Source organism: Shewanella sp. ISS20, from assembly GCF_056522965.1.
In genome coordinates, this window is the sequence record NZ_JAWRZK010000001.1 from 2,576,335 (window position 1) to 2,589,707 (window position 13,373).

General features: G+C 49.6%; 2 protein-coding genes, 5 rRNA genes and 1 pseudogene. All 8 read right to left on the minus strand.

Annotation, left to right across the window (positions count from 1 at the left end; genetic code table 11):
- Positions 1-26: 26 nt before the first annotated feature.
- Positions 27-2,919, minus strand: a 23S ribosomal RNA gene (locus tag AC1HDP_RS11740).
- 300 nt (positions 2,920-3,219) lie between these two features.
- Positions 3,220-4,766: ribosomal RNA gene (locus AC1HDP_RS11745) — 16S ribosomal RNA — on the minus strand.
- The 16S and 23S rRNA genes sit together here, the layout of an rRNA operon.
- Before the next feature lie 919 nt (positions 4,767-5,685).
- Positions 5,686-7,307 (minus strand): annotated as a pseudogene (gene tnpC / locus AC1HDP_RS11750) (IS66 family transposase).
- 79 nt (positions 7,308-7,386) lie between these two features.
- The gene (gene tnpB / locus AC1HDP_RS11755) at positions 7,387-7,734 is read right to left on the minus strand and encodes an IS66 family insertion sequence element accessory protein TnpB (protein ID WP_479637569.1); all 348 of its coding nucleotides are present in this window, start codon (positions 7,732-7,734) and stop codon (positions 7,387-7,389) included.
- On the minus strand, positions 7,728-8,081 hold the full coding sequence (gene tnpA, locus AC1HDP_RS11760) for an IS66 family insertion sequence element accessory protein TnpA (RefSeq protein ID WP_479639808.1): 354 nt from the start codon (positions 8,079-8,081) through the stop codon (positions 7,728-7,730). The genes tnpB and tnpA overlap by 7 nt, the downstream gene beginning before the upstream one ends.
- 168 nt (positions 8,082-8,249) lie before the next feature.
- Positions 8,250-8,365, minus strand: a 5S ribosomal RNA gene (gene rrf / locus AC1HDP_RS11765).
- Between the two features lie 100 nt (positions 8,366-8,465).
- Positions 8,466-11,358 (minus strand): 23S ribosomal RNA (locus AC1HDP_RS11770).
- Positions 11,359-11,658: 300 nt separating this feature from the next.
- Positions 11,659-13,205: ribosomal RNA gene (locus tag AC1HDP_RS11775) — 16S ribosomal RNA — on the minus strand.
- Between the last annotated feature and the right edge of the window lie 168 nt (positions 13,206-13,373).

Here is a 13,373-nt window from a genome sequence, read left to right on the forward strand (position 1 = left end):
TGTTCAGTAAAACCCATCTGGGTTGTATGGTTAAGCCTCTCGGGTCATTAGTACAAGTTAGCTCAACGCCTCACAACGCTTACACACCTTGCCTATCAACGTCCTAGTCTCGGACGGCCCTTCAGAGGACTTATAGTCCTAGGGATGACTCATCTTGGGGCTCGCTTCCCGCTTAGATGCTTTCAGCGGTTATCGATTCCGAACGTAGCTACCGGGCAATGCCATTGGCATGACAACCCGAACACCAGCGGTTCGTCCACTCCGGTCCTCTCGTACTAGGAGCAGCTCCCCTCAATCATCCAACGCCCACGGCAGATAGGGACCGAACTGTCTCACGACGTTCTGAACCCAGCTCGCGTACCACTTTAAATGGCGAACAGCCATACCCTTGGGACCGACTTCAGCCCCAGGATGTGATGAGCCGACATCGAGGTGCCAAACACCGCCGTCGATATGAACTCTTGGGCGGTATCAGCCTGTTATCCCCGGAGTACCTTTTATCCGTTGAGCGATGGCCCTTCCATTCAGAACCACCGGATCACTATGACCTACTTTCGTACCTGCTCGACGTGTCTGTCTCGCAGTTAAGCTGGCTTATGCCATTGCACTAACCGTACGATGTCCGACCGTACTTAGCCAACCTTCGTGCTCCTCCGTTACTCTTTGGGAGGAGACCGCCCCAGTCAAACTACCCACCAGGCACTGTCCCTAATCCCGATAAGGGACCTAGGTTAGAACATCAAAACTACAAGGGTGGTATTTCAAGGACGACTCCACACAAACTAGCGTTCATGCTTCAAAGTCTCCCACCTATCCTACACATGTAGGTTCAATGTTCAGTGCCAAGCTATAGTAAAGGTTCACGGGGTCTTTCCGTCTAGCCGCGGGTATACGGCATCTTCACCGCAATTTCAACTTCACTGAGTCTCGGCTGGAGACAGCGTGGCCATCATTACGCCATTCGTGCAGGTCGGAACTTACCCGACAAGGAATTTCGCTACCTTAGGACCGTTATAGTTACGGCCGCCGTTTACCGGGGCTTCGATCATGAGCTTCTCCGAAGATAACCCAATCAATTAACCTTCCGGCACCGGGCAGGCGTCACACCGTATACTTCATCTTGCGATTTTGCACAGTGCTGTGTTTTTGATAAACAGTTGCAGCCACCTGGTATCTGCGACTCCCGCTAGCTTAGAGAGCAAGTCTCATCACCGGCAGGAGCGTACCTTCTCCCGAAGTTACGGTACCATTTTGCCTAGTTCCTTCAGCCGAGTTCTCTCAAGCGCCTTGGTATTCTCTACCCGACCACCTGTGTCGGTTTGGGGTACGATTCCTGCTAACCTGAAGCTTAGAAGATTTTCCTGGAAGCATGGCATCAACTACTTCAGTCCCGTAGGACCTCGTCATCAGCTCTCAGCGTATGTATTCCCGGATTTGCCTAAGAATACCGCCTACCACCTTAAACGCGGACTACCAACGCCGCGCTAGCCTAGCCTTCTCCGTCTCTCCATCGCAGTTAGCACAAGTACGGGAATATTAACCCGTTTCCCATCGACTACGCCTTTCGGCCTCGCCTTAGGGGTCGACTCACCCTGCCCCGATTAACGTTGGACAGGAACCCTTGGTCTTCCGGCGAGGGGGTTTTTCACCCCCTTTATCGTTACTCATGTCAGCATTCGCACTTCTGATACCTCCAGCGTGGGTTACCCCTTCACCTTCAACGGCTTACAGAACGCTCCTCTACCGCGCATCTCTAATGAAATGCACCCGTAGCTTCGGTGACTAGCTTAGCCCCGTTACATCTTCCGCGCAGGCCGACTCGACTAGTGAGCTATTACGCTTTCTTTAAATGATGGCTGCTTCTAAGCCAACATCCTAGCTGTCTAAGCCTTCCCACATCGTTTCCCACTTAGCTAGTACTTTGGGACCTTAGCTGACGGTCTGGGTTGTTTCCCTTTTGACAACGGACGTTAGCACCCGCTGTCTGTCTCCCGCATAGTACTCATTGGTATTCGGAGTTTGCAAAGGGTTGGTAAGTCGGGATGACCCCCTAGCCTTAACAGTGCTCTACCCCCAATGGTATTCGTGCGAGGCGCTACCTAAATAGCTTTCGAGGAGAACCAGATATCTCCCGGTTTGATTGGCCTTTCACCCCCAGCCACAAGTCATCCGCTAATTTTTCAACATTAGTCGGTTCGGTCCTCCAGTTGATGTTACTCAACCTTCAACCTGCCCATGGCTAGATCACCGGGTTTCGGGTCTACACCTAGCAACTAAACGCGCAGTTAACACTCGGTTTCCCTACGGCTCCGCTATTCGCTTAACCTCGCTACTAAATGTAAGTCGCTGACCCATTATACAAAAGGTACGCAGTCACGGTCTCAAGAACCGCTCCCACTGCTTGTACGTATACGGTTTCAGGTTCTATTTCACTCCCCTCACAGGGGTTCTTTTCGCCTTTCCCTCACGGTACTGGTTCACTATCGGTCAGTCAGGAGTATTTAGCCTTGGAGGATGGTCCCCCCATGTTCAGACAACATATCACGTGTGCCGCCTTACTCGTTTTCATCTAAGGTTAGTTTTCATGTACGGGACTATCACCCTGTACCGTTGGACTTTCCAGACCATTCCACTAACACCCCCTAGACTTAAGGGCTAATCCCCGTTCGCTCGCCGCTACTTAGGGAATCTCGGTTGATTTCTTTTCCTCTGGGTACTTAGATGTTTCAGTTCCCCAGGTTCGCCTCATACAGCTATGTATTCACTGTATGATGACCACTTATGTGGCCGGGTTTCCCCATTCGGACATCGTTAGCTCAAATGCTTGTTACTAGCTCGCCAACGCTTTTCGCAAGTTACTACGTCCTTCATCGCCTCTGACTGCCAAGGCATCCACCGTATACGCTTAGTCACTTAACCATACAACCCAAATGAGTTTCACTTGAGCGTATTGCAACTAGCTGGTTTTTACTGTCTCTTGCTTTCGCAAAAGAACGCCTTGATTTACTTCATTTCTGAAGTTAAAGAATATCCAAAACACTTGATTAAAGTATTTTGAGAACTCAATTTTGTATCACCTAATGCTCGCGCATTAAGTTCTACTATCAGCTTTCCAAATTTTTAAAGAACGACACCCCTTCAAAGGAAGGTAATGTTTTGCTCGTCAACAAGACAAGGCAATCTGTGTGAACACTCAACAGTAATGCTAAATCGCATAGGTAAGGAGGTGATCCAGCCCCAGGTTCCCCTAGGGCTACCTTGTTACGACTTCACCCCAGTCATGAACCACACCGTGGTAAACGCCCTCCCCGAAGGGTTAAGCTATCTACTTCTGGTGCAGCCCACTCCCATGGTGTGACGGGCGGTGTGTACAAGGCCCGGGAACGTATTCACCGTGGCATTCTGATCCACGATTACTAGCGATTCCGACTTCATGGAGTCGAGTTGCAGACTCCAATCCGGACTACGATCGGCTTTGTGAGATTAGCTCCACCTCGCGGCTTTGCAACCCTCTGTACCGACCATTGTAGCACGTGTGTAGCCCTACTCGTAAGGGCCATGATGACTTGACGTCGTCCCCACCTTCCTCCGGTTTATCACCGGCAGTCTCCCTAGAGTTCCCACCATTACGTGCTGGCAAATAAGGATAAGGGTTGCGCTCGTTGCGGGACTTAACCCAACATTTCACAACACGAGCTGACGACAGCCATGCAGCACCTGTCTCAGAGTTCCCGAAGGCACTAAGCTATCTCTAGCGAATTCTCTGGATGTCAAGAGTAGGTAAGGTTCTTCGCGTTGCATCGAATTAAACCACATGCTCCACCGCTTGTGCGGGCCCCCGTCAATTCATTTGAGTTTTAACCTTGCGGCCGTACTCCCCAGGCGGTCTACTTAATGCGTTAGCTTGAGAGCCCAGTGTTCAAGACACCAAACTCCGAGTAGACATCGTTTACGGCGTGGACTACCAGGGTATCTAATCCTGTTTGCTCCCCACGCTTTCGTGCATGAGCGTCAGTCTTTGTCCAGGGGGCCGCCTTCGCCACCGGTATTCCTTCAGATCTCTACGCATTTCACCGCTACACCTGAAATTCTACCCCCCTCTACAAGACTCTAGTTTGCCAGTTCAAAATGCAATTCCCAGGTTGAGCCCGGGGCTTTCACATCTCGCTTAACAAACCGCCTGCGCACGCTTTACGCCCAGTAATTCCGATTAACGCTCGGACCCTCCGTATTACCGCGGCTGCTGGCACGGAGTTAGCCGGTCCTTCTTCTGTAGGTAACGTCACAGCTAACGGGTATTAACCGTCAACCTTTCCTCCCTACTGAAAGTGCTTTACAACCCGAAGGCCTTCTTCACACACGCGGCATGGCTGCATCAGGGTTTCCCCCATTGTGCAATATTCCCCACTGCTGCCTCCCGTAGGAGTCTGGGCCGTGTCTCAGTCCCAGTGTGGCTGATCATCCTCTCAGAACAGCTAGGGATCGTCGCCTAGGTGAGCCTTTACCTCACCTACTAGCTAATCCCACCTGGGCTTATCCATCAGCGCAAGGACCCGAAGGCTCCCCTGCTTTCCCCCGTAGGGCGTATGCGGTATTAGCAGTCGTTTCCAACTGTTATCCCCCACAAATGGGCAAATTCCCAGGCATTACTCACCCGTCCGCCGCTCGCCGGCAAAGTAACAAGTTACTTCCCGCTGCCGCTCGACTTGCATGTGTTAGGCCTGCCGCCAGCGTTCAATCTGAGCCATGATCAAACTCTTCAATTAAAGTTTTGTTCGGACCCAAAGGTCCTGCTCAATGAATTCTGTCGATTCGATGATAAATCACCGAATTTGCATGTTATGCGGACATCTTCGTTGAAGTCTCTTGCGAGACGTTTTAAATCGTTGTCGATTTATCAACTACTGTGAATGTCCACACAGATTTGCTTGTCTTCTACTTGTTAAAGAACGTTGCCGCTACGGGCTAGGGATGCGTATTTTACGCATTTCCTGTTGTGCGTCAAGTGTTTTATTCAACAACTTGTCGTCACTACTGAATACCTTAAGTAGTCAGTAAGTCGTCACTATCTACTGCGTTGCCGCACCATCTCGTGTCGATGGGCTGCATTATAGGGAGTGTTCGCTATTGTGCAAGCGCTTTTCGCCATAAAGTGTCATTATTTATTTACACTCAACTTACGACCATGAGGCGCACAGCTTACCCACAGAGTTACCCACTGCACACTCATAAACTCAGTAGGCTAGACCTCGCGACTCTATCGTTCTATCAAGGTTATCCATGACGAACTTCCCCAGTGAAAGGGCTAATCCCTTTATTTTTCGCTAAGCCACCATCATCAAATAGCACCATAATTTACTTATCGTGCAATAAAAGCCGCTAACCAAGCTTTTTTTAACATGACAATCCATCCCTAAAGTAAAGCACAGGGAGCATTACAGCATTATCACCAGCTGAGGAGCAGTATTGACTATGCCTAGAGCCAATCATCGTGCCGAAGATTAAGCTACGGATAACCATCCTTCACTGAGCAGTTAACTTGATTGTTGCAGCTATGGACTTATCCAAGTAATCCATGCTATCGAGACTCAAGCCGCCACACGTTTAAATAAAGAAGGTGCAATGGCTCACCAAGACCTGATTTATTGATAAATACCACTCTTTACAAAGTAAACGTCCGGTGATCTACACCTTGCCTAGATCAACCTGCCAAGGTAAGAGGCTATTGAGGTCGCAGTGAGGGTGAGATAATTGCTCTAAACAGTGTTCAATGTAATCGAATGGCGTTAGCCCATTTGCCTTGGCCGTTTCTATGATGCTGTATAAAATAGCACTCGCCTCAGCACCACGATGGTTGTGGTTAAATAGCCAATTTTTACGCCCTATCACAAACGGTTTTACTGCGCGTTCGGCACGGTTGTTGTCGATATTCAGTCGGCTGTCTTCTGTATAAAGACTCAGCTTTGACCATTGATTGAGGCTGTAATGGATGGCTTTGCCCAGAGGGCTTTGCTTTGACACTTGCTGCGCTGATTTATCCAGCCATTGCTTAAATAACGCCAGTTGGGCAGCTGAGTGCGTGCGCCTAAAATACAGCCGTTCCTGTAAACTCAGTGATTGTATTTGCGTTTCAATCCGGTACAGCTTGGCTATCATGCTCAGTGCCATATCTGCTTTACTGACTTTGCCTGTTTTGTTTTTTCCTTGTGCCACTATCGCTTCTTTGAACTTACGCCGCGCGTGTGCCCACGACTGCATGGATGCAGGAGGTAGAGCGACTCAGGAGACTAAGCCGAACAGCCCACAAGTTTATGACTTACCTGCTGGTAAGCTGCGTAACCATCGACCGGTAAATAACCATTAAACACCGTTTGCTCGGTGGCCAGAAAATGACTCACGCACGAGCTCGCACGGCTACCGTCTTGATAGTCGTACAGTACAATGCTGCGTAAACCTTGATATCTAGGCTCAGTGCTTGGTCCATCCGCACCGGAGCAATACACCCACATATAGGATTTCACCCGCTCATCGTTAATCACGTTGAGCGTGGTTTCGTCCGCATGGATGACTTCTTGTGTTAACAAATGCTGGTGCAGTAAATCATATAAGGGTTTAAACAGCGCGGCCGATTTCATCATCCAATCTGCCATGGTTTGCCGACTTAAGGCGATACCATGTTGCTTGAACAAGGTTTCTTGCCGGTACAGCGGTAATGCGTACTGATACTTACTGGTGATAAGTTGGCTTAATAGGCTTGGAGTGGCAAAGCTTTTAGGAATAGGACTGGCGGGCACCGGCGCTTGTTTAATATTGGCCTGAGTGCCTTGCGTTTCGCAATGCTTGCAGCTGTATTTTAATATAACGTGTTCAATCACACTGATTTGTGCCGGAATAAACTGAAGCTTCTCGCTGCTATCTTGGCCCATTAACGCCAGCTGATGTCCACAGCAATCACACTGCTTATCTTCATCGCTGATGTCATGGATAATAATTTCTCGCGGCAGGTCTTTAGGCAATAATTTACGCTTGGCCCGTTGTTTAGGCGGTACTGACACATCAGCATCTGCCGTTAATTCAACGGGCTCATCAACCGTGACTTCAGCTTCGTTAAACAACTCACCTTGATAATCATGGCTTTCACTGCTGGCACCAAAACGCTTTTGCTGGGCTAACCTAAACTGCTCCAGCAAACGTTGCACCGATTGTTTGAGCGCCGCGATTTCCGCCTCTTTAGCCGCCAACGTCTCAAGCAATAATTGCTTAAGTAAATCAACGTCGTTGGGTAGGTTTTCAGGGCTTAATTTCATGGTGTGATTATACCAAAACGCTCCTTAGATAAGGGTGAAACAGTGATCTAATTATGGGAAACAGCATACGTAATGGCGATCAACTGTAACTCAAGCCCTTAATATGTTGATGGCCTAATACGTCAAATCCTGAAAGTAGCCAATGAAACTGCTGCTCAGATAAGCTCATACACTCATCTTCGCTTTGAGTTGGCCACTTGAATTTAGCCTGTTCGAGGCGCTTGTACCAAAGTGCAAAACCGGTGTTATCCCAATACAAAATCTTGAGTTTGTCACGGGCTTTATTACAAAACACAAACACGCTGCCATCGGTGGCTGATAGCGACAATTGTTGCTCAACGATAACGGCTAAGCCATTTATTGATTGACAAAAATCCACTGGTGCTCGATGCAGGTACACGCGAGGAAGCTCACGAAACATCAACATGCTTGCAGGCCTTTGATGATATCAAGCAAATAAGTTGCGGGTAATGAACAGGGAAAAGTCCATAAACCTGTTTGATGTTGTAAGCAGATACTTTGTTGAGGAGGGCCAGGTTGAGCTTGGGTCGTCATCGCTGTCGGCGAGGTCACGGTGGCCTGAACAAACGGCGTAACCTTTGGACTGCTTGTTTTAGTCATATCGGCTTTACGGGCGTAAAATCCGCTAAGACTAAGCTTATACTGACGGCAAAAAGCGGTAATCGTTAAGCCGCTAGCGGGTTGTTGTTGTATCAAAACAGCCCAGTCTTCATGGGAACGTTTAGCTATATTAACTCCTGATGAAATGGTCAGTCGTTAAGATAGAGGTTCAACAATATAAGGTGAAGATGTACTTGCCCGGACGCTTACATAGCAAGCTCTAGCGTCAGACGTTGTGAACGCAAGTTAATCAAAAATCTAAACGAAAAAAGCCCGTTGCATGGCAACGGGCTTTATCGACTCTCTTACGAGAAATTAGGCGCCTGGAGATGACCTACTCTCGCATGGGGAAACCCCACACTACCATCGGCGCGACTGCGTTTCACTTCTGAGTTCGGAATGGGATCAGGTGGTGCCACAGTGCTATGGTCTCCAGACAAATTTGGAAATTCAGAAAGCTAATTATTGAGTACTCAATCTTCAATCAAGTATTTTTCGATTCTTTCAGGCTTGTTCAGTAAAACCCATCTGGGTTGTATGGTTAAGCCTCTCGGGTCATTAGTACAAGTTAGCTCAACGCCTCACAACGCTTACACACCTTGCCTATCAACGTCCTAGTCTCGGACGGCCCTTCAGAGGACTTATAGTCCTAGGGATGACTCATCTTGGGGCTCGCTTCCCGCTTAGATGCTTTCAGCGGTTATCGATTCCGAACGTAGCTACCGGGCAATGCCATTGGCATGACAACCCGAACACCAGCGGTTCGTCCACTCCGGTCCTCTCGTACTAGGAGCAGCTCCCCTCAATCATCCAACGCCCACGGCAGATAGGGACCGAACTGTCTCACGACGTTCTGAACCCAGCTCGCGTACCACTTTAAATGGCGAACAGCCATACCCTTGGGACCGACTTCAGCCCCAGGATGTGATGAGCCGACATCGAGGTGCCAAACACCGCCGTCGATATGAACTCTTGGGCGGTATCAGCCTGTTATCCCCGGAGTACCTTTTATCCGTTGAGCGATGGCCCTTCCATTCAGAACCACCGGATCACTATGACCTACTTTCGTACCTGCTCGACGTGTCTGTCTCGCAGTTAAGCTGGCTTATGCCATTGCACTAACCGTACGATGTCCGACCGTACTTAGCCAACCTTCGTGCTCCTCCGTTACTCTTTGGGAGGAGACCGCCCCAGTCAAACTACCCACCAGGCACTGTCCCTAATCCCGATAAGGGACCTAGGTTAGAACATCAAAACTACAAGGGTGGTATTTCAAGGACGACTCCACACAAACTAGCGTTCATGCTTCAAAGTCTCCCACCTATCCTACACATGTAGGTTCAATGTTCAGTGCCAAGCTATAGTAAAGGTTCACGGGGTCTTTCCGTCTAGCCGCGGGTATACGGCATCTTCACCGCAATTTCAACTTCACTGAGTCTCGGCTGGAGACAGCGTGGCCATCATTACGCCATTCGTGCAGGTCGGAACTTACCCGACAAGGAATTTCGCTACCTTAGGACCGTTATAGTTACGGCCGCCGTTTACCGGGGCTTCGATCATGAGCTTCTCCGAAGATAACCCAATCAATTAACCTTCCGGCACCGGGCAGGCGTCACACCGTATACTTCATCTTGCGATTTTGCACAGTGCTGTGTTTTTGATAAACAGTTGCAGCCACCTGGTATCTGCGACTCCCGCTAGCTTAGAGAGCAAGTCTCATCACCGGCAGGAGCGTACCTTCTCCCGAAGTTACGGTACCATTTTGCCTAGTTCCTTCAGCCGAGTTCTCTCAAGCGCCTTGGTATTCTCTACCCGACCACCTGTGTCGGTTTGGGGTACGATTCCTGCTAACCTGAAGCTTAGAAGATTTTCCTGGAAGCATGGCATCAACTACTTCAGTCCCGTAGGACCTCGTCATCAGCTCTCAGCGTATGTATTCCCGGATTTGCCTAAGAATACCGCCTACCACCTTAAACGCGGACTACCAACGCCGCGCTAGCCTAGCCTTCTCCGTCTCTCCATCGCAGTTAGCACAAGTACGGGAATATTAACCCGTTTCCCATCGACTACGCCTTTCGGCCTCGCCTTAGGGGTCGACTCACCCTGCCCCGATTAACGTTGGACAGGAACCCTTGGTCTTCCGGCGAGGGGGTTTTTCACCCCCTTTATCGTTACTCATGTCAGCATTCGCACTTCTGATACCTCCAGCGTGGGTTACCCCTTCACCTTCAACGGCTTACAGAACGCTCCTCTACCGCGCATCTCTAATGAAATGCACCCGTAGCTTCGGTGACTAGCTTAGCCCCGTTACATCTTCCGCGCAGGCCGACTCGACTAGTGAGCTATTACGCTTTCTTTAAATGATGGCTGCTTCTAAGCCAACATCCTAGCTGTCTAAGCCTTCCCACATCGTTTCCCACTTAGCTAGTACTTTGGGACCTTAGCTGACGGTCTGGGTTGTTTCCCTTTTGACAACGGACGTTAGCACCCGCTGTCTGTCTCCCGCATAGTACTCATTGGTATTCGGAGTTTGCAAAGGGTTGGTAAGTCGGGATGACCCCCTAGCCTTAACAGTGCTCTACCCCCAATGGTATTCGTGCGAGGCGCTACCTAAATAGCTTTCGAGGAGAACCAGATATCTCCCGGTTTGATTGGCCTTTCACCCCCAGCCACAAGTCATCCGCTAATTTTTCAACATTAGTCGGTTCGGTCCTCCAGTTGATGTTACTCAACCTTCAACCTGCCCATGGCTAGATCACCGGGTTTCGGGTCTACACCTAGCAACTAAACGCGCAGTTAACACTCGGTTTCCCTACGGCTCCGCTATTCGCTTAACCTCGCTACTAAATGTAAGTCGCTGACCCATTATACAAAAGGTACGCAGTCACGGTCTCAAGAACCGCTCCCACTGCTTGTACGTATACGGTTTCAGGTTCTATTTCACTCCCCTCACAGGGGTTCTTTTCGCCTTTCCCTCACGGTACTGGTTCACTATCGGTCAGTCAGGAGTATTTAGCCTTGGAGGATGGTCCCCCCATGTTCAGACAACATATCACGTGTGCCGCCTTACTCGTTTTCATCTAAGGTTAGTTTTCATGTACGGGACTATCACCCTGTACCGTTGGACTTTCCAGACCATTCCACTAACACCCCCTAGACTTAAGGGCTAATCCCCGTTCGCTCGCCGCTACTTAGGGAATCTCGGTTGATTTCTTTTCCTCTGGGTACTTAGATGTTTCAGTTCCCCAGGTTCGCCTCATACAGCTATGTATTCACTGTATGATGACCACTTATGTGGCCGGGTTTCCCCATTCGGACATCGTTAGCTCAAATGCTTGTTACTAGCTCGCCAACGCTTTTCGCAAGTTACTACGTCCTTCATCGCCTCTGACTGCCAAGGCATCCACCGTATACGCTTAGTCACTTAACCATACAACCCAAATGAGTTTCACTTGAGCGCATTGCAACTAGCTGGTTTTTACTGTCTCTTGCTTTCGCAAAAGAACGCCTTGATTTACTTCATTTCTGAAGTTAAAGAATATCCAAAACACTTGATTAAAGTATTTTGAGAACTCAATTTTGTATCACCTAATGCTCGCGCATTAAGTTCTACTATCAGCTTTCCAAATTTTTAAAGAACGACATCCCTTCAAAGGAAGGTAATGTTTTGCTCGTCAACAAGACAAGGCAATCTGTGTGAACACTCAACAGTAATGCTAAATCGCATAGGTAAGGAGGTGATCCAGCCCCAGGTTCCCCTAGGGCTACCTTGTTACGACTTCACCCCAGTCATGAACCACACCGTGGTAAACGCCCTCCCCGAAGGGTTAAGCTATCTACTTCTGGTGCAGCCCACTCCCATGGTGTGACGGGCGGTGTGTACAAGGCCCGGGAACGTATTCACCGTGGCATTCTGATCCACGATTACTAGCGATTCCGACTTCATGGAGTCGAGTTGCAGACTCCAATCCGGACTACGATCGGCTTTGTGAGATTAGCTCCACCTCGCGGCTTTGCAACCCTCTGTACCGACCATTGTAGCACGTGTGTAGCCCTACTCGTAAGGGCCATGATGACTTGACGTCGTCCCCACCTTCCTCCGGTTTATCACCGGCAGTCTCCCTAGAGTTCCCACCATTACGTGCTGGCAAATAAGGATAAGGGTTGCGCTCGTTGCGGGACTTAACCCAACATTTCACAACACGAGCTGACGACAGCCATGCAGCACCTGTCTCAGAGTTCCCGAAGGCACTAAGCTATCTCTAGCGAATTCTCTGGATGTCAAGAGTAGGTAAGGTTCTTCGCGTTGCATCGAATTAAACCACATGCTCCACCGCTTGTGCGGGCCCCCGTCAATTCATTTGAGTTTTAACCTTGCGGCCGTACTCCCCAGGCGGTCTACTTAATGCGTTAGCTTGAGAGCCCAGTGTTCAAGACACCAAACTCCGAGTAGACATCGTTTACGGCGTGGACTACCAGGGTATCTAATCCTGTTTGCTCCCCACGCTTTCGTGCATGAGCGTCAGTCTTTGTCCAGGGGGCCGCCTTCGCCACCGGTATTCCTTCAGATCTCTACGCATTTCACCGCTACACCTGAAATTCTACCCCCCTCTACAAGACTCTAGTTTGCCAGTTCAAAATGCAATTCCCAGGTTGAGCCCGGGGCTTTCACATCTCGCTTAACAAACCGCCTGCGCACGCTTTACGCCCAGTAATTCCGATTAACGCTCGGACCCTCCGTATTACCGCGGCTGCTGGCACGGAGTTAGCCGGTCCTTCTTCTGTAGGTAACGTCACAGCTAACGGGTATTAACCGTCAACCTTTCCTCCCTACTGAAAGTGCTTTACAACCCGAAGGCCTTCTTCACACACGCGGCATGGCTGCATCAGGGTTTCCCCCATTGTGCAATATTCCCCACTGCTGCCTCCCGTAGGAGTCTGGGCCGTGTCTCAGTCCCAGTGTGGCTGATCATCCTCTCAGAACAGCTAGGGATCGTCGCCTAGGTGAGCCTTTACCTCACCTACTAGCTAATCCCACCTGGGCTTATCCATCAGCGCAAGGACCCGAAGGCTCCCCTGCTTTCCCCCGTAGGGCGTATGCGGTATTAGCAGTCGTTTCCAACTGTTATCCCCCACAAATGGGCAAATTCCCAGGCATTACTCACCCGTCCGCCGCTCGCCGGCAAAGTAACAAGTTACTTCCCGCTGCCGCTCGACTTGCATGTGTTAGGCCTGCCGCCAGCGTTCAATCTGAGCCATGATCAAACTCTTCAATTAAAGTTTTGTTCGGACCCAAAGGTCCTGCTCAATGAATTCTGTCGATTCGATGATAAATCACCGAATTTGCATGTTATGCGGACATCTTCGTTGAAGTCTCTTGCGAGACGTTTTAAATCGTTGTCGATTTATCAACTACTGTGAATGTCCACACAGATTTGCTTGTCT

Bases quoted from the DNA above. Each gene is read 5' to 3' on its own strand.
- tnpB (WP_479637569.1), bottom strand. From the start codon at position 7,734: ATGTTGATGTTTCGTGAGCTTCCTCGCGTGTACCTGCATCGAGCACCA.